We start from the raw sequence: 17,172 nt of genomic DNA on the forward strand, positions 1-17,172 counted from the left end.
GCCACCCGTCCGCACGGTCACCGTTACGTATCGACGGAAACGTACACCCGGCGATCTACGCGCGTAGGAGTTAGAGTGCGAAAATGACGAGCCAGACTGACCGGATGGGACACACCCCGAGCCCGGACCAGATCCGCCGGGCACCCAAGGTTCTGCTGCACGACCACCTCGACGGGGGGCTGCGTCCCGGTACCGTCGTCGACCTCGCCCGCGACAGCGGCTACTCCGCACTCCCCGACACGGACCCCGGCAAGCTCGGCCTGTGGTTCCGTGAGGCCGCCGACTCCGGGTCGCTGGAGCGGTATCTGGAGACCTTTTCGCACACGGTCGGCGTCATGCAGACCCGTGAGGCCCTGGTCCGGGTCGCCGCCGAGTGCGCGGAGGACCTCGCGCAGGACGGGGTCGTCTACGCCGAGGTGCGCTACGCCCCCGAGCAGCACCTGGAGGGCGGGCTCACCCTCGAAGAGGTCGTCGAGGCCGTCAACGAGGGCTTCCGGGAAGGGGAGCGGATCGCCCGGGAGAGCGGTCACCGTATCCGCGTGGGCGCGCTGCTGACCGCGATGCGGCACGCGGCCCGCGCCCTGGAGATCGCCGAACTGGCCAACCGCTACCGGGACATGGGCGTCGTCGGCTTCGACATCGCGGGCGCCGAGGCCGGCTACCCGCCCACCCGGCACCTGGACGCGTTCGAGTACCTCAAGCGCGAGAACAACCACTTCACCATCCATGCCGGCGAGGCCTTCGGGCTGCCGTCCATCTGGCAGGCCCTGCAGTGGTGCGGCGCCGACCGGCTCGGGCACGGGGTGCGGATCATCGACGACATCGAGGTCGCCGAGGACGGCACCGTGCGGCTCGGCAGGCTCGCCTCCTACGTCCGGGACAAGCGCATCCCGTTGGAGCTCTGCCCGAGCTCCAACCTCCAGACCGGCGCCGCCTCCTCGTACGCCGAGCATCCGATCGGCCTGCTGCGGCGGCTGCACTTCCGGGCCACCGTGAACACGGACAACCGGCTGATGTCGCACACCAGCATGAGCCGGGAATTCGAGCACCTTGTCGACGCATTCGGTTACACGCTCGACGACATGCAGTGGTTCTCGGTCAATGCTATGAAGTCAGCATTCATTCCTTTCGATGAACGACTGGCCATGATCAATGACGTGATCAAGCCCGGGTATGCCGAGCTGAAGTCCGAATGGCTGTTCCAGCAGACCGCTTCCACCAGGGACTCCACGGCTTCCTAGGGCTCGGCGGGGAAGCGGGAACGCGGGCGGGCGTTCACATTCCGTCCGCATTTCGATGTTTGCGGCAGGTACCCCGGGGTGTTTACGTTCTTGGACGCCCCCCTGATCCGTCATCCCGCTTATCCCATTTTCAAGCCAGTCAAGGACGCAATTCACCATGAAGCAGTCTGCTGCCAAGACCCTCGGTGTCGCCGCCCTCGGTGCCGCCTTCGCCGCCGCCGGTGCGGGCGCCGCCCACGCCGCCCCGGCCACCCTGCCCGACGCGGGCCAGGCGCTGGACACGGTCGCGAGGACGCTGCCGGCGGAGAACCTCAACCAGGCGGTGCCCGGGTCCTCCGCGGCGCTCGCCCAGGGGCAGACCGCGCTCGGCGTCGGGCTGGCGGCGGCCCAGCCGGCCGCCGAGTCGGTGCTGGCCGAGGGTCCCACCGGCCCCGCCGCGAAGCTGCTCGGCGGCCTGCCGGTGCAGGGTCTGCCCACCCACGGCACCCCGGTGAACGGCATCCCGCTGGGCTGAGCCGCTCCGCTCGGACGTGCCGATGGGGCGCACCCTAATAAGGGTTGCGCCCCATCGACACGTGCCCCTGAGGGAGGGCAGATCAGGTGGCTGTCACCAGGCGGTGCGGGCGTCCTTGCCGTCCGTGGGCAGCAGGATCCACAGCGCGAGGTAGAGCAGGAACTGGGGGCCGGGCAGCAAGCAGGAAATCAGAAAGATCACCCGCATCGTGGTCGCGGAGGTGCCGAAGCGCCGTGCCAGCGCTGCGCACACTCCGCCGATCATCCGACCACTGGTGGGGCGGGCAAGGCGGCTCATCAGGACTCCTTCGTCGTCACGGCTCGTTCGCGGTGCGTCTTCCCGGGGCTTCTTCCGCCTGCCCCGTCTGACCACAACGCTACGGTGACGAAGGGGGCAAAGCGTCGCTCCATGGGGCGATACCGACCCTGGGAATCGTCGGGGTACGACCCTGAGACGCCTGCTCCCTGGGCTCTTCCCGGGGCGGGGCCGGCGGGGTCGCCCGGTGCCGGTCGTGAGCCCTGCGGCGCAGCCAGGAACGGCCCGCCGGGACGAGGGCGACATGGGCGAGGGCGACGCCCGCGGTGTTCAGCAGCACGGAGTCCACGTCGACGACCTGGCCCGGCACCCCGGTCTGGAGCAGCTCTATGCCGAGCGAGATCAGTGCCCCGGCGGTGACCGTGCGCAACAGCGAGCCCAGTGGCGAGACCCGCACCCGGCCCCCGGCCAGGGGCAGCAGCACACCCAGCGGCGCGAGCAGCGCCAGCGCGCCCCCGATGCCGCGCGCCGCCGCGGGCCAGCCCAGCGCGAGATCGGCGCGGATACCGGCGAGCGGACGCAGATTGGCGGGCATCACCCAGGGCACGTCCAGCGGACGCAGCGTGTACCAGGCGACGAGGGCGAGGTGCGCGGCGAGGAGGACACCCCCCGTCACGCGCATGTGGATCGCGGCGCTGCCGCCCCTGGAGCCTTGACGCTGCACGCCCCCCAAGACGCGGCCTTCGGCGCGATCGGTTCCGGGCCGGGACCCCCTGCCCGGGTGAGGCATGCGCCACACCCGGGGTCAACCGCCCGTGACCTGCGCCGACGGCGGATCCACCTCGCCCGGACGGGCGCGCAGGTCGTCCGTGCACTCGTAGCGGCGGGGCGGCGCGGTACCGGGGCCGCCGAGGATCACCGAGCCGTCCCCCTCGGCCGCGGCCGAGTCGGAGAACGTGCAGACGATCTGCGCGAGCGCGTAGGAGGTGAGGTCGTCGGGGGCGACGGACAGCCGCAAGGTGTCCTCCGGATCCCGCGGGCCGGGCCCGCCGACCGTCGTACCCGCGCGTACGTCCGTCGAGTAGCCGGCCTGCTTCTCCGCCGCCGGCGGCGTCCTCGCGAGTTCGTCCAGCAGGCCCTGTGCGACCAGCACCCGGCGCGCGGAGTCCTCCGCGCCCTCGGGGACCCGCACGGCACGGTCCACCGTCAGCAGCGACGAGCCGCAGAGCAGGAACACCCGCACCGGCATCCCCGCCGAGGACCGCGTGGCGAGGTCCGCACCGGCGAGCGAACAGTGCGCCCGCGAGGGCGCCGCGCCGAAGTCCGTCGGCACCTCGGTGGCCCTGATGCCGCAGCCGGCGAGCAGCGCGGCGAACACGGGCACGACCAGGAGACGAGCGTTGCGCACGCGTCCCCCCTTCCTCACGTGTCGTCCTTCTCCGAGCGCTTCTCCTCCGCCGCCCGCACCACGTCCGACCCGTCCCGTGGCAGCCTGAGCGTGAACACCGCACCGCCTTCGGGCGAGTTGGCGGCGGTGATGTCACCGCCGTGGATGTGGGCGTTCTCCAGGGCGATGGACAGGCCGAGGCCGCTGCCCTCGGAGCGGGGACGGGATGCGCTGGCCTTGTAGAAGCGGTCGAAGACGTGCGGCAGGACGTCCGCCGGGATGCCGGGCCCGTGGTCGCGGACCTGGATGACGACCTCGCTGTCCTCCTCGCGCACGGCCACCCGCACCGGCGAACCGCCGTGCTTGAGCGCGTTGCCGATGAGGTTGGCGAGTATGACGTCCAGTCGGCGCGGATCCAGGCGGGCGTGGATGCCCCGCGCCGCGTCCAGCTCGACCGCGTCCAGCCAGGCGCGGGCGTCGATGCACGCGGTGATCTGGTCGGCGACGTCGACGTCGTCGAGGACCAGCCGGGCGGTGCCCGCGTCGAAGCGGGTGACCTCCATCAGGTTCTCGACCAGGTCGTTCAGCCGGCGGGTCTCGCTCACCACCAGCCGTACCGCGGGCTCGATCATCGGGTCGAGGCTGCCGCTCTCGGACTCCAGCTCCTCCTCCAGCACCTCCGTCACGGCGGTGATCGCGGTGAGCGGCGTGCGCAGCTCGTGGCTCATGTCCGCCACGAACCGCCGGGAGGCGTTGTCCCGCGCGGCCATGTCCGCCACGCGCTTCTCCAGCGCCTCGGCGGCCTTGTTGAACGTCCGTGAGAGATCGGCCAGTTCATCGGTCCCCGAGACCCTGAGACGGGTGTCCAGCTTGCCCTCCCCGAGCCGCAGCGCGGCGACGCCGAGCCGGTGCACGGGCTTCAGCACGGTCGTGGCGGCGGCCTGCGCGAGCAGTGCCGAGCCGATCAGCGCGAGGCCGGTGGCGATGCCGAGCGACCAGGCCAGCGAGTTGAGGTCCTTCGCCTCCGGCTCCAGCGACTTGACCATGTAGCCGGTCGGCCCACCGCCGATCACCCGGGTGCCGGCCACCAGATAGGGCGTGCCGCCGTCGACGATCCGCTGCCAGTACAGGTGGTACGGCGACTTGTTGTGCGCGGTGAGCGGCTGTTCCTTGTTCACCGCCGTGCGCAGCGACTTCGGTACGTCGGCCAGCGCGAAGCCGTCGTTCAGGCCGCCGGAACTGCCGTAGACCGGACGGCCGGCCTCGTCCTCGGCGACGAGCAGCACGCTGAAGCGCTGACTGCTGCTGGCCATCTGACCGGCGGTGCGCTGGAGTTCGTCCTGGCTGGGGTGGGCGGGCAGGGCGCCGGCGCGGTTCTGCATCTCCTGCTCGAAGTCGCGCAGCACCGCGTCCTGGGTGCGGGTGAGCACGGCCTCGCGGTTGAGCCAGTACGCGATCCCGGACGCGGACACCGCGGCCGTCAGCGCCACCAGCCCGAACACGACGACCAGCCGCAGCCGCAGACTGGTGAAGCGCAGCGTCGACAGAGCTCCCTTGCGCGTCGCGGCCCAGCCGCGCAGACCCTTGTGCGCGTCGGTCACTGAGGCGGATCCAGCCGGTAGCCGACACCCCGCACGGTACGGATCAGGGTCGGCGAGGACGGCACGTCCTCGACCTTGGCGCGCAGCCGCTGCACGCAGGCGTCCACGAGCCGGGAGTCGCCGAGGTAGTCGTGCTCCCACACCAGCCGCAGCAACTGCTGCCGGGACAGCGCCTGACCGGGCCGCCGGCTCAGTTCGAGCAGCAGCCGCAGCTCGGTCGGGGTCAGCTGGAGGTCCTCGCCGTTCTTCGTGACGGTCATCGCGGCGCGGTCGATCACGAGGCTGCCGAAGGCCGCCGCGTCGTTCGCCTCCCGCTCGCCGCGCCGCAGCACGGCACGGATGCGCGCGTCCAGCACCCGGCCCTGCACCGGCTTGACGACGTAGTCGTCGGCACCGGACTCCAGCCCGACGACCACGTCGATGTCGTCGCTGCGGGCGGTCAGCAGGATGATCGGCAGCTGGTCGGTGCGCCGGATGCGCCGGCACACCTCGAACCCGTCGATGCCGGGCAGCATCACATCCAGCACGATCAGATCCGGCCGCTGCTCACGCAGCAGCTTCAGACCGTCCTCACCACTGGCAGCGGTCGCCACGCGGTGTCCCTGGCGCGTCAGTGAGAGCTCCAGGGCCGTGCGGATGGCGTCGTCGTCCTCGATCAGCAACAGGGAAGGCACGGGCTCATTCTGGCCCATGGTGGGCCGGCGTTTCGACACTCGGGCGCCTGCGTAGCCGTACCGTTCTCCTCCGTGACGGTGCCGGGTGTCGCGCGAAGGACACGCGGGCCGGCCCCTGTGACACGTCTGTGACAGTCGGGGGACACGGCGATGATGTCGGCTCGGCAAGCTTTTCGGCACAGGCAAGGAAGCAGGACGAGCAGGGCCGAACACCGGCAAGTACACGACGGGGGGCGCGAGATGAACACGCTGCACGGCACCAGCACCAGCGCAGTGGTCACGCGTCTGCACGACGTGCAATCGGGCCGGGGGGCAGAGAAGTCCGGTGCTGTGAGCGGGCGGGGGTGCGCTCGCGGCACCGGGCGTCAGCACACCGCCTACATGACGGTGGTGGACGGTTTCACGGGGGAACCGCACGGGGGAGCCGCGTACGGGGAGGAGCCGGGGGAACGTCGTTCGCTGACCGAGGCGGAGTTCACCGCCTACGTGCAGGAACGCCGCGCCTCCCTGTACGCGACCGCCTACCACCTGACCGGGGACCGCTTCGAGGCCGAGGACCTGCTGCAGAGCGCGCTGTTCTCGACCTACCGGGCATGGGAGCGCATCAGTGACAAGGCGGCGGTCGGCGGATACCTCCGCCGCACCATGACCAACCTGCACATCAGCGCCTGGCGGCGCCGCAAGCTCAACGAGTACCCGACCGAGGAACTGCCGGAGACGGCCGGTGACACGGACGCGATGCGCGGCACCGAGCTGCGCGCGGTCCTGTGGCAGGCGCTGGCCCGGCTGCCCGAACTCCAGCGCACCATGCTGGTCCTGCGCTACTACGAGGGCCGCACGGACCCGGAGATCGCGGAGATCCTCGACATCAGTGTCGGCACGGTGAAGTCCAGCATCTGGCGCTCGCTGCGCCGGCTGCGCGAGGACGAGGTCCTCAGCTTCGGCCGTGACGAGCAGCACGCCTTCGGGGAGCTCGTCGCCTGAAGGCAGGGCCCCGGGGGGAGTACGGGGGAGTACGGGGCCCACGGGGGGGGAGCACGGGGGAAGCAGGACGGGGGAAATCGGGGGAGGTACGGGGGAACACGGGGGAGCGGGGCTGGAGGGCCGGGGGGTCCGTCCAGTCCCGCCTTCGTGTGTCGGGGCCCTGTGCCGGGAGGCTACGCGGCCGTACGGGCCGTGGTGCAGCGGCCGGCCGCGGCGGCGGCCAGGCGGCCCATCGCCTCGTCCCGGTCGCAGGCGTACGCCCCGAGCGCGGTCTGCCGGGCGACGATGGATCGCTCCGCGCGCATCAGGCGCCAGCCGCGGCGCAGCAGGAACGGGACCGACTTGCGCCCCTCCTTCAGGTCGCGCACGAAGCGGCGTCGGAAGGTGCGCACCGGGCCGCGGCTCAGGCACAGGGCGTCGGCCAGCAGGCCCAGTTCACGGCAGCGGGTGACGACCTCGGCGGCGAAGATGCCCTCCGCGATGAACAGCGGGGTCCGCCCGATGTCGAGGGTCTCGGCGCCGGTGCGGGCGCTGAGCGAGATGTCGTAGACGGGGATGTCCGTCCGGCCCGAGCGGCACAGGTCCTGGATCGCGGCGACGGCGGCCTCCGCGTCCCACGAGGCGGGGTGGTCCCAGTCGATGTCGGAACTCCCGGCGACCTGCGGCAGGGTCGGGTCGGCGCCCTCCTTGTAGAAGTCGTCGAGCCGCAGCACCGGCAGGCCGGACCGGGCGGAGAGGAGCGACTTGCCGGAGCCGGACGGGCCGCACAGCAGCACGACCCTGGTGGGTATGGGCGGATGGGAACCCAATGTGTCGTCCTTCTCACCGGCGGTCTCGGGGCCGGCGCGGGTGGGGACCCGCCCGCGCGCATCCCGTCATTATCCCTGCCGCCGCCCCGCCCCCGGGAGCGGGCGTCAGGAGGCGACCGGATCGGTGTCCGGTGCCGCGGCGGGTGCGGGGGCGGGGCCGTTCTGATCCTGCCGTGGCCGGGCGGACGTTTCGTGCCGTACGCGCGGACGCCGGGCGTGGAGCCCCCGTCCGGAGCGTTCGCTTCGTAGGATGCGAGGTCGGCGGGCGGGTGCGCCGCCCCGCCCGCGCGTCCGACGTACGCCGTACGACGAGGAGTGGCGGCCCCGTGGATACCGATCGTCTCGCCCAGCAGTTGTCCGCCGTGGTCGGACCGGCCCATGTGCTCGCCGACCCGGCCCTGCGCGCCTCGTACGAGACCGACTTCACCGGCCGCTACCGGGGCCGGGCCCGCCTCGTGGTGCGGCCCGCCGACACCGCGCAGGTGGCCGAGGTGCTGCGGCGGTGTCGGGCGGGCGGCGTGCCGGTCGTGCCGCAGGGCGGCAACACCGGGCTCGTCGGCGGATCGGTGCCGTCGCCGGACGGCGGCGAGGTCGTGCTGTCGCTGCGCCGGCTGGACGGCATCGGGGAGGTCGACCCGGCCGTTAGCCGCGTGACGGTGGGCGCCGGGGTGGTGCTGTCGGACCTGCGCCGTCATGTCGCCGCCCACGGGCTGGAGTTCGGCGTCGACCTCGCCGCCCGAGACTCCGCGACGCTCGGCGGGATGATCGCGACCAACGCGGGCGGCGAGCGGGTCGTACGCCACGGCACCACCCGCGCCAACGTGGCCGGGCTGGAGGCCGTGCTGGCGGACGGGACCGTGCTGGACCGGCTGGCCGGCCTGCCCAAGGACAACGCGGGGTACGACCTGACCGGCCTGCTGGTCGGCAGCGAGGGGACGTTGGCCGTGGTGACGCGGGCCCGGCTGCGCCTGGTGCCACGGCTGCCCGAGCGGGTGAGCGCGCTCGTGGGGCTCGACTCGCTGGAGGCGGCGCTGGCCCTGGTGGCGCGGTTGCGGGTGCTGGAGTCGCTGGAACTGGCCGAGTTCTTCATGGCCGAGGGACTGGCGCTGGTGCTGGAGAAGAGCGGGCTGCCGGCGCCGTTCCGTACCGCGTACCCGGTGTATCTGCTCGTGGAGTGCGCCGGGCGGCGCGATCCGGCCGAGGAGTTGGCGGGCGTGCTGGACGAGGCGGGACCCGCGGAGACGGCGGTCGCGACGGGCGACGCCGACCGGCGGCGGCTGGCCGCCTACCGGGAGCGGCACACCGAGTCGATCAACGCGGCAGGCGTACCGCTGAAGCTGGACGTGACGGTGCCGTCGGCCGAGGTGCCCGGCTTCGTCGCCGATCTGCCCGGGGTGCTGGCGGGGCGCGGGCGGCCGTATCTCTTCGGGCACTTGGCGGAGGGGAACCTGCACGTCAACCTGCTGGACGTGGCGGACGAGGACGAGGACGCGGTGACCGGCGCGGTGCTCGGGCGGGTGGCGGCCGTGGGCGGCAGCATCAGCGCGGAGCACGGGGTGGGCCGGGCCAAGGCCCGCTATCTGCACCTGAGCAGGTCGCCGGCGGAGATCGCCGTGATGCGGTCGCTGAAGGCGGCACTGGATCCGACGGGTGTGCTGAATCCGGGGGCGGTGCTGCCGCGCGAGGGGTAGGCCCGGGGGTCCCGAACTTCCTTGCTCGTGGGTCGCTGATTGAAGCGCACAAGGCTTCTCAACTACCCTCGGTGGCGAACTGCTTACTCAGTGCGATCAAGAGGTGGCACCAACCATGGCTCGAAACGACTCCTCCTACAGGCCCACCACCCGGCACGCCCTCGCCGTGCTCGCGACGGCGGGAGCGGCCCTGGGCGCGTCCGTGGCGCCGGCCGCGGCGGACACCGAGTCGGTCCTGGGCATGGTGCACACCCGCCCCACCTCCCTGGGCAACTTCGACCCCGAGGCCGGTGCCGCGGCCCTCACCGGCTCGGTCCGCTATGTGGCGGGTCCCGTCGCGGGCCTCAAGCCCAACCCCCTCGCCGGTACCGGTGTCGACCCGCTCGACAACGGCGTCGGCACCCAGCTCGCCGACTTCAAGCCCATGACGTCCAAGACCGTGACGGGTCCCTTGGCGCAGGCCGAGTCGTTCGACGCGGTGCCGGTGGTGGGGCTGGCGACGAGGCTGCTGACCTGAGTCGTCAGGGGTCGCCGTACGACGAAGGGCCGCGTTCCCCGGGTGGGGCGCGGCCCTTGGTGTGCCCGATCGCTGTCGGCGACCACCGGCTCCCCGGCGGAGGGGCCCTAGTCCGCGGGGGCGTGTTCCCCGTCGGTCCGCGCCCCGGTCGCCGCGGGTTCGCGGTCCGGCGCGCCCTCCTCCGCCTCCCAGCGCAGCAGGTCGCCCGGCTGGCACTCCAGCACCTCGCACAGCGCGGCGAGGGTGGCGAACCGTACGGCCTTGGCGCGACCGTTCTTGAGCACCGCCAGGTTGGCCGGAGTGATCCCGACGCGCTCGGCGAGTTCGCCCACGGACATCTTCCGCCTGGCGAGCATCACGTCGATGTCGACGGCGATCGGCACTAGATCACCCCCTGCAACTCGGCCTCCAGCCGCGCCGCCTCGACGTCCCGGGCGACCGCCTGCGCGAGCAGCATCCGCAGCACGAGCACGATGAGCGCGACGCCCAGCACGGCCACGACGACCCCGCCCACCAGCAGGACGACGCCCGGCGCCACGGCCTCGCCCGGCGCGAGCATGTACCCGAACGCGCTCAGCAGGACGGCGGCCGCGGCGATGGCCCAGAGCACGACGTCCACGTGGTGGAAGGCGGCGTGCGAGAACACGGTGCCCCTTCGGACCATGGTCACCAGCCGCCACACACAGACGAGGACGATCTGCACGGTGACCACGCCGAGCACCAGCACGACGAGGAACGCCGCCCGCGGATACGCCAACTCCGAGGTGCCCTCCTCCAGATCGGCCCCGATCAGCGGCACCAGCACGGCCTGCACGAACACGGACCCGGCCAGCAACACCCCTAGCACGCCGCGCAGGGCGAGCGTCGTCATCTGCCCCATGGTCTCTCCTTCTCTCGACCCACGATAAGAATCTATCGATTCTCGATAGGTAGGGCAAGTCGTCTTCAAGGATCCGACGCACACCGCTTCCCCGCATGCGCCGGTCAGGGGCCCGTGTTTCGATGCGGGGGTGCAGAGCATCGTCCGACAGCTCCTCGCCACCTGCTTCGGCCGGCCCAGCGGACCGCTCGGCCGTCTCGGCGGCCATCTCATGGCCCGCGGCAACGCCGCGACCGAACGCCATGCCGTGGCCCTCGCCGCGCCCGCCGAGCAGGACGTCGTCCTCGTCCTCGGCCCAGGGCCCGGCGTCGGTCTCACGGCCGCCGCCGAACGCTCGGCCCACGTCATCGGGATCGAACCCTCCGACGTCATGCTCGCCATGGCCCGCCGCCGCTGCGCACCACTGATCCGGCGGGGGCGGTTGCGCCTCAGTCCGGGCACCGCCGCGCGCACCGGACAGCCGGACGCCTCCGTCGACGTCGTGATCTCCGTCAACAACCTCCAGCTCTGGCCCGACGTCCCCGCCGCCCTCGCCGAACTCCACCGCGTGCTGCGCCCCGGCGGGCAGCTCCTGCTGTCCGCCCATGAGCGGTGGCTCCCCACCGGCCTGTCCGCCCTCGCGGCCGCCGTGCACGCGGCAGGCTTCGACACGGTACGCACCTGGACCTGGCGCCCCCGGGCCCGCACGGCCCCGGCAGCCTCCCAGCTGACCGCGACGCGGGTCCCGAACACCTGAGGGCGGCTCCGCCGTGGTCAGCCGCCGGGGACCCCGCCGACAGCCGGGCTTCGGCGGCGGGGCGTGGGTGCGGGGCTGCGGCGCGGTGCCGCGGGTTCTGCTGAGCGTGGGCGGGCCGTCTGCCGTGCGCGGATGCCGGTCTCCGGCCAGGGGGTGTGGCGAGCGGTTCGCCGGAGGGTGGCTGTGCCGGGTCCGTCGCCGCGGGTTCCGTCGGCGCCGGGCTTCGGCGGCGGGGTGCGGATCTGTGGCGCGGCGCCGCGGGGTCTGCTGAGCGGGGGCGGGTCGCCCGCCGTGCGCGGATGCCGGTCTCCGGCCAGGGGGTGTGGCGAGCGGTTCGCCGGAGGGCGGCTGTGCCGGGGTCCGCCGTCGCGGGTTCCGTCGGCGCCGGGCTTCGGCGGCGGGGTGCGGGTCTGTGGCGCGGCGCCGCGGGGTCTGCTGAGCGGGGGCGGGCCGTCTGCCGTGCGCGGATGCCGGTCTCCGGCCAGGGGGTGTGGCGAGCGGTTCGCCGGAGGGTGGCTGTGCCGAGTTCGCCGTCGCGGGTTCCGTCGGCGCCGGGCTTCGGCGGCGGGGTGCGGGTCTGTGGCGCGGCGCCGCGGGGTCTGCTGAGCGGGGGCGGGTCGCCCGCCGTGCGTGGATGCCGGTCTCCGGCCAAGGGTGTGGCTAGCCGATCGCCAGCAGGATCGCGAGCAGCACCGCTCCGGCCACCGCCGGTGCGATGAGTTCGTACGCCCAGCGGACCGTCACCTCGCCCTGGGCCGACCTCGCCTTCTCGCGGGCTTCCAGCGTCTGGCGCAGGTCGTGCATGATCTGGTCGCTCTCGGCGCGGACCGGGCCGTCCTGGACGTCGACGTCCGACAGCCCGCCGAGGCCACGGCCGCGGCCCTTGCCGCCGCCGGACGCCTGCGCCGTGCGCCGCGCCTCCTTGCGGGCGGCCTTGCCGCGGGCGCGCAGGGAGACGGGTATGGCCCACAGCTGGTACCTGTCGCCCGCCTTGCTGACCACCTCGTTGGTGTACCCGGCGCGCAGCGAGGCGACCTCGCCCCAGGGCAGCACGATCAGGCGGAACGGGTTGCGCACCCGCAGCCGGTCCTCACCGGCGTACACGGCGGGCCGCACGGTGAAGGCGACGACCAGCGGCACCAGGAGGAGGAGCGTGGCCAGTGCCAGCCACGGTGTGCTGCCCTCGCCCGCGATGATCGCGTCCACGCCCAGCCACCCGGCGAGGCCGAGCACCAGGACGCCGCCGACCAGAGCCATCGGCGACCGGTAGATCCGGTCCCGGGTCGTGGGGCGCGAGGGCTGCGGCGCGGGGGACTGCTGGTCCGGGGTCGTCATGTCTCCGATTCTGCCGCATCCCCCCACCACCCCGCCGATCGCCCGTCTCCCCCCGGGGTACGGGGCCCCACTCCTGCCAGGAACGCCCCGGGGATTGCAACCCCACGCACCACCCCGCCGCTACCCGGCCACACCCCGCGGCGCCGGCCACCCCCTTCCCCGCCCGCCGGTCCACTTCGGGGGGCTGTACAGCCGCTACGCGCGTAGATATGCTCGTCTGGTGACCATGCCCACCACTGCACACTCCCTCTCGGACGCGGCGGCCTCCGACAGCACGCTGCGCCGCTTCCTGCACGGGCTGCCCGGCGTCGACGCGGTCGGCCTGGAGGCGCGCGCCGCCTCCCTCGGCACCCGTTCCATCAAGACCACCGCGAAGGCGTACGCCATCGACCTCGCCATCTCGATGGTCGACCTGACGACGCTGGAAGGCGCGGACACCCCGGGCAAGGTCCGGGCGCTCGGCGCCAAGGCGGTCCACCCGGACCCGACGGACCGGACGACCCCGGCGACCGCGGCCGTCTGCGTCTACCCCGACATGGTGGCCACCGCCAAGCAGGCCGTCGCCGGTTCCTCCGTCAAGGTCGCCTCCGTCGCCACCGCCTTCCCGGCCGGCCGCGCCGCGCTCTCCGTGAAGCTGGCCGACGTGCGCGACGCCGTGGCGGCGGGCGCCGACGAGATCGACATGGTCATCGACCGAGGCGCCTTCCTCGCCGGCCGGTACATGAAGGTGTACGACGAGATCGTCGCCGTGAAGGAGGCCTGCGGCACCGCGGCCCGGCTGAAGGTCATCTTCGAGACCGGCGAGCTGTCGACGTACGACAACATCCGCCGTGCCAGCTGGCTCGGCATGCTGGCCGGGGCCGACTTCATCAAGACCTCGACCGGCAAGGTCGCCGTCAACGCCACCCCCGCGAACACGCTGCTCATGCTGGAGGCCGTGCGCGACTTCCGGGCCCAGACCGGTGTCCAGGTCGGCGTGAAGCCGGCCGGCGGGATCAGGACGACCAAGGACGCCATCAAATTTCTCGTACTGGTCAACGAGACCGCGGGCGAGGACTGGCTGGACAACCACTGGTTCCGCTTCGGCGCCTCCTCGCTTCTGAACGACCTGCTGATGCAGCGCCAGAAGCTGGCCACCGGCCGCTACTCCGGCCCCGACTACGTGACGGTGGACTGATCACCATGGCTTCCGTGTTCCAGTACGCACCCGCGCCCGAGTCCCGCTCGGTCGTCGACATCGCCCCCTCCTACGGCCTGTTCATCGACGGCGAGTTCGCCGAGGCGGCCGACGGCAAGGTCTTCAAGACGGTCTCCCCGGCCACCGAGGAGGTCCTCTCCGAGGTCGCCCAGGCCGGCGAGGCAGACGTCGACCGTGCCGTGCGGGCCGCGCGCAAGGCCTTCGAGAAGTGGTCGGCCCTGCCCGGCGCCGAGCGCGCCAAGTACCTGTTCCGCATCGCCCGCATCATCCAGGAGCGCTCCCGCGAGCTGGCCGTCCTGGAGACCCTGGACAACGGCAAGCCGATCCGGGAGACCCGGGACGCGGACCTGCCGCTCGTGGCCGCGCACTTCTTCTACTACGCGGGCTGGGCCGACAAGCTCGGCCACGCCGGCTTCGGGCCGTCCCCGAGGCCGCTGGGCGTCGCCGGTCAGGTCATCCCGTGGAACTTCCCGCTGCTGATGCTGGCGTGGAAGATCGCCCCGGCGCTCGCGACCGGCAACACGGTCGTGCTGAAGCCCGCCGAGACGACCCCGCTGTCCGCCCTGTTCTTCGCCGACATCTGCCGCCAGGCCGGCCTGCCGAAGGGTGTCGTCAACATCCTCCCGGGCTACGGTGACGCGGGCGCCGCGCTCGTCGCGCACCCGGACGTGAACAAGGTCGCCTTCACCGGCTCCACCGCCGTCGGCAAGGAGATCGCCCGCACCGTCGCCGGCACCAGCAAGAAGCTCACCCTCGAACTGGGCGGCAAGGGTGCCAACATCGTCTTCGACGACGCCCCGATCGACCAGGCCGTCGAGGGCATCGTCACGGGCATCTTCTTCAACCAGGGCCAGGTCTGCTGCGCGGGGAGCCGGCTGCTGGTGCAGGAGTCGATCCAGGACGAACTGCTGGACTCGCTGAAGCGCCGCCTGTCGACGCTGCGCCTGGGCGACCCGCTCGACAAGAACACGGACATCGGCGCGATCAACTCCGCCGAGCAGCTGGCGCGGATCACCGCGCTCGCCGACCAGGGCGAGGCGGAGGGCGCCGAGCGCTGGTCCCCGTCCTGCGAACTGCCCTCCTCGGGCTACTGGTTCGCCCCGACGCTCTTCACCAACGTCACCCAGGCGCACACGGTCGCCCGCGACGAGATCTTCGGCCCGGTCCTGTCGGTGCTGACGTTCCGTACGCCGGACGAGGCCGTGGCCAAGGCCAACAACACTCCGTACGGACTGTCGGCGGGCATCTGGACGGAGAAGGGTTCCCGGATCCTGGCGGTCGCGAACAAGCTGCGCGCGGGCGTCGTCTGGTCCAACACGTTCAACAAGTTCGACCCGACCTCGCCGTTCGGCGGCTACAAGGAGTCGGGCTTCGGCCGCGAGGGCGGCCGCCACGGCCTGGAGGCGTACCTCGATGTCTGAGCGACTTTCTGTCCTGAAGACCTACAAGCTGTACGTCGGCGGGAAGTTCCCGCGTTCCGAGAGCGGCCGGGTGTACGAGGTGTCGGACTCCAAGGGCAAGTGGCTGGCCAACGCGCCGCAGTCCTCCCGCAAGGACGCCCGTGACGCGGTCGTCGCCGCCCGTAAGGCGTTCGGTGCCTGGTCCGGCGCGACGGCGTACAACCGGGGTCAGGTCCTCTACCGCGTGGCGGAGATGCTGGAGGGCCGCAGGAACCAGTTCGTCCACGAGGTCGCGGACGCCGAGGGGCTGTCGAAGTCCAAGGCCGCCGAGCAGGTGGACGCGACGATCGACCGCTGGGTCTGGTACGCGGGCTGGACCGACAAGATCGCCCAGGTGGTGGGCGGCGGCAACCCGGTGGCGGGCCCCTTCTTCAACCTGTCCTCTCCGGAGCCGACGGGCGTGGTGGCGGTCCTCGCCCCGCAGGCGTCGTCGTTCCTGGGGCTGGTCTCCGTGGTGGCCCCGGTCGTCGCGACCGGCAACACGGCCGTCGTGATCGCGTCCGAGAAGGCCCCGCTGCCCGCCCTGTCCCTGGGCGAGGTGCTGGCCACCTCCGACGTCCCCGGCGGCGTGGTCAACGTCCTGTCCGGCCGCACGGCGGAGATCGCGGCGCCGCTGGCCGCGCACCAGGACGTCAACGCCATCGACCTCGCGGGTGCCGACGAGGTGCTGGCGAAGGAGCTGGAGATCGCCGCCGCGGACAACCTCAAGCGCGTGCTGCGTCCACAGCCTGTGGACGACTGGTTCGCCGCTCCGGGGACCGACCGCATGACGGCCTTCCTGGAGACCAAGACGGTGTGGCACCCGACGGGTTCCCTCGGGGCGTCGGGGTCGGCGTACTGAGCCGGCGTACCGACTCGTCGTACCGAGTCGTCGTACGGACTCGTCGTACTGATCGGCAGCGGCCGGTGGCGTGAGTCCGTCTGGCGGTCTTGACAGGGGTGCGCGAGCCTGACGGCGCCGGTCCGCCCACGGGGGCGGACCGGCGCCGTTTGTTCTGCGGGCCGTGTGCGCGGGGTCAGCGCACGTCGACGAAGTCGCCCGCGGAGACCGCGGCCGCCGTGCCGGACGTGCCGGCGTAGGACCAGCGGTAGGTGCCGTCGTTGTACGCGCGGACGCTCGTGGACAGCGAACCGTCGGCACCCGTCAGGACCGTCTTCACGGTCTTGAACTCCCGGCAGCCCTCCGGGCGGAACTGGAGCTTCACGGCCTGGCCGGCGCCGGCGGCCACGTTCGTCCCGGCGGTCCATCCTGCGTGCTGCACGCCGCCCTTGACGGTGAGCGGCTTGCCCCGCTTGACCGGCTCGGGGGTGGCGTCGGCGGTGACCTGCGTCTGGCGCAGCATCGCGAAGGAGGCGGCGGCGTCGACGAAGTGGGCGTCGCTGTCGGGGGCGATGGCGTAGGCACTGACCTTCCAGGTGCCGGCCTGCGCGTCGTCCGCGGGGGCGGTGCCCGGGGTGAGCGGGAAGGTCAGGGTGCAGGTGCTGGTCGTGTCGGCGGTCGGACCGCAGGCCGCGGTCGAGGACACGGCGGCGTCCGGGGCGTCGATCGAGCCGTGGTACAGGGTGGCGTTGATCTGCTCCAGGCCGGACGGGTCGGTGGCGGTGACCTCGACGGTCACGGTTCTCGTGGTCGTACCGACGACGACGGGCTTGCCGTCGTTGACGACGACTCCGGTGACCTCGGTGTCGCCGAACTGCTCGTCCGCGTGGGCTGCCGGAACGGAGAGGGCGGACAGGGCGACGACGCCGCACGCAGCGGCGACAGCAGAGCTCATGCGCATGCGAATTCCCCAATGTGAATGCCGCGGCCCGTCCATAACCCCCCGGCGGGCCCGAATTGACGTGTGCAGCGTACTCATTCCGTGGAGATTTAGGAACGTTTTCGTGGAG

19 protein-coding genes are annotated in these 17,172 nt (G+C 72.4%); 9 read left to right on the forward strand and 10 right to left on the reverse strand.

The window, feature by feature from the left end; genetic code table 11:
* Window positions 1-83: 83 nt before the first annotated feature.
* Both ACZ7LV_RS37955 and ACZ7LV_RS37960 read left to right on the forward strand, forming a co-directional pair.
* A complete protein-coding gene (locus tag ACZ7LV_RS37955) occupies window positions 84-1,241 on the forward strand; it encodes an adenosine deaminase (RefSeq protein WP_471945926.1) in 1,158 nt (385 codons plus the stop codon).
* Window positions 1,242-1,398: 157 nt separating this feature from the next.
* A complete protein-coding gene (locus ACZ7LV_RS37960; protein ID WP_401672411.1) occupies window positions 1,399-1,755 on the forward strand; it encodes an ATP-binding protein in 357 nt (118 codons plus the stop codon).
* Between the two features lie 93 nt (window positions 1,756-1,848).
* On the opposite strand, the gene ACZ7LV_RS37965 is transcribed toward ACZ7LV_RS37960, so the two are convergent.
* From ACZ7LV_RS37965 to afsQ1, 5 genes are all read right to left on the reverse strand, one after another.
* Window positions 1,849-2,052, reverse strand: a complete 204-nt coding sequence (locus tag ACZ7LV_RS37965) for a PspC domain-containing protein (RefSeq protein ID WP_471945927.1) — start codon at window positions 2,050-2,052, stop codon at window positions 1,849-1,851.
* 79 nt (window positions 2,053-2,131) lie between these two features.
* Window positions 2,132-2,734 carry a VanZ family protein gene (locus tag ACZ7LV_RS37970; RefSeq protein ID WP_471945928.1) on the reverse strand — a complete coding sequence of 201 codons (603 nt, stop codon included), beginning with the start codon at window positions 2,732-2,734 and terminating at the stop codon, window positions 2,132-2,134.
* Between the two features lie 81 nt (window positions 2,735-2,815).
* Window positions 2,816-3,418, reverse strand: coding sequence for a hypothetical protein (locus tag ACZ7LV_RS37975; protein WP_471945929.1), 603 nt, complete (start codon window positions 3,416-3,418; stop codon window positions 2,816-2,818).
* 14 nt (window positions 3,419-3,432) lie between these two features.
* Window positions 3,433-4,998 (reverse strand): ATP-binding protein, encoded by a 1,566-nt coding sequence (locus ACZ7LV_RS37980; RefSeq protein WP_471945930.1) that lies wholly within the window; start codon window positions 4,996-4,998, stop codon window positions 3,433-3,435.
* Window positions 4,995-5,672, reverse strand: coding sequence for a two-component system response regulator AfsQ1 (gene afsQ1, locus ACZ7LV_RS37985; protein WP_365460417.1), 678 nt, complete (start codon window positions 5,670-5,672; stop codon window positions 4,995-4,997). Before afsQ1 ends, ACZ7LV_RS37980 begins: the two co-directional genes overlap by 4 nt.
* A 240-nt stretch (window positions 5,673-5,912) precedes the next feature.
* On the opposite strand from afsQ1, the gene ACZ7LV_RS37990 reads away from it, so the two are divergent.
* Window positions 5,913-6,656 carry a SigE family RNA polymerase sigma factor gene (locus ACZ7LV_RS37990; RefSeq protein ID WP_471945931.1) on the forward strand — a complete coding sequence of 248 codons (744 nt, stop codon included), beginning with the start codon at window positions 5,913-5,915 and terminating at the stop codon, window positions 6,654-6,656.
* Between the two features lie 173 nt (window positions 6,657-6,829).
* Here ACZ7LV_RS37990 and ACZ7LV_RS37995 read toward each other — a convergent pair whose 3' ends face one another.
* Window positions 6,830-7,465: a uridine kinase family protein gene (locus tag ACZ7LV_RS37995; protein WP_471945932.1), complete on the reverse strand. Its 636-nt coding sequence runs from the start codon at window positions 7,463-7,465 to the stop codon at window positions 6,830-6,832.
* 326 nt (window positions 7,466-7,791) lie between these two features.
* Between ACZ7LV_RS37995 and ACZ7LV_RS38000 the strand changes: the two genes are divergently transcribed.
* Together ACZ7LV_RS38000 and ACZ7LV_RS38005 are read left to right on the forward strand one after the other, a co-directional pair.
* The gene (locus ACZ7LV_RS38000; RefSeq protein WP_471945933.1) at window positions 7,792-9,156 is read left to right on the forward strand and encodes an FAD-binding oxidoreductase; all 1,365 of its coding nucleotides are present in this window, start codon (window positions 7,792-7,794) and stop codon (window positions 9,154-9,156) included.
* A gap of 115 nt (window positions 9,157-9,271) precedes the next feature.
* Window positions 9,272-9,673 (forward strand): hypothetical protein, encoded by a 402-nt coding sequence (locus ACZ7LV_RS38005; protein WP_471945934.1) that lies wholly within the window; start codon window positions 9,272-9,274, stop codon window positions 9,671-9,673.
* Window positions 9,674-9,780: 107 nt separating this feature from the next.
* On the opposite strand, the gene ACZ7LV_RS38010 is transcribed toward ACZ7LV_RS38005, so the two are convergent.
* Window positions 9,781-10,056 (reverse strand): helix-turn-helix domain-containing protein, encoded by a 276-nt coding sequence (locus tag ACZ7LV_RS38010; protein ID WP_471945935.1) that lies wholly within the window; start codon window positions 10,054-10,056, stop codon window positions 9,781-9,783.
* On the reverse strand, window positions 10,056-10,553 hold the full coding sequence (locus tag ACZ7LV_RS38015; RefSeq protein WP_471945936.1) for a DUF2975 domain-containing protein: 498 nt from the start codon (window positions 10,551-10,553) through the stop codon (window positions 10,056-10,058). Before ACZ7LV_RS38015 ends, ACZ7LV_RS38010 begins: the two co-directional genes overlap by 1 nt.
* 130 nt (window positions 10,554-10,683) lie before the next feature.
* On the opposite strand from ACZ7LV_RS38015, the gene ACZ7LV_RS38020 reads away from it, so the two are divergent.
* On the forward strand, window positions 10,684-11,289 hold the full coding sequence (locus ACZ7LV_RS38020) for a class I SAM-dependent methyltransferase (RefSeq protein WP_471945937.1): 606 nt from the start codon (window positions 10,684-10,686) through the stop codon (window positions 11,287-11,289).
* 660 nt (window positions 11,290-11,949) lie between these two features.
* On the opposite strand, the gene ACZ7LV_RS38025 is transcribed toward ACZ7LV_RS38020, so the two are convergent.
* A complete protein-coding gene (locus tag ACZ7LV_RS38025; RefSeq protein WP_471945938.1) occupies window positions 11,950-12,624 on the reverse strand; it encodes a PH domain-containing protein in 675 nt (224 codons plus the stop codon).
* A 226-nt stretch (window positions 12,625-12,850) separates the two neighbouring features.
* Here ACZ7LV_RS38025 and deoC point away from each other — a divergent pair, with 226 nt between their 5' ends.
* The 3 genes from deoC to ACZ7LV_RS38040 are packed head-to-tail and all read left to right on the forward strand — an operon-like array spanning window position 12,851 to window position 16,123.
* Window positions 12,851-13,801, forward strand: coding sequence for a deoxyribose-phosphate aldolase (deoC, locus tag ACZ7LV_RS38030; RefSeq protein WP_471945939.1), 951 nt, complete (start codon window positions 12,851-12,853; stop codon window positions 13,799-13,801).
* A gap of 5 nt (window positions 13,802-13,806) precedes the next feature.
* Window positions 13,807-15,243, forward strand: a complete 1,437-nt coding sequence (locus ACZ7LV_RS38035; protein ID WP_471945940.1) for an aldehyde dehydrogenase family protein — start codon at window positions 13,807-13,809, stop codon at window positions 15,241-15,243.
* Window positions 15,236-16,123 carry an aldehyde dehydrogenase family protein gene (locus tag ACZ7LV_RS38040; protein ID WP_401672450.1) on the forward strand — a complete coding sequence of 296 codons (888 nt, stop codon included), beginning with the start codon at window positions 15,236-15,238 and terminating at the stop codon, window positions 16,121-16,123. Before ACZ7LV_RS38035 ends, ACZ7LV_RS38040 begins: the two co-directional genes overlap by 8 nt.
* 175 nt (window positions 16,124-16,298) lie before the next feature.
* Here the strand turns inward: ACZ7LV_RS38040 and ACZ7LV_RS38045 are convergent, their stop codons facing one another.
* Window positions 16,299-17,057: a DUF5707 domain-containing protein gene (locus ACZ7LV_RS38045; protein WP_471945941.1), complete on the reverse strand. Its 759-nt coding sequence runs from the start codon at window positions 17,055-17,057 to the stop codon at window positions 16,299-16,301.
* Window positions 17,058-17,172: the final 115 nt, after the last annotated feature.

This window comes from Streptomyces sp. NPDC107562, assembly GCF_055657325.1.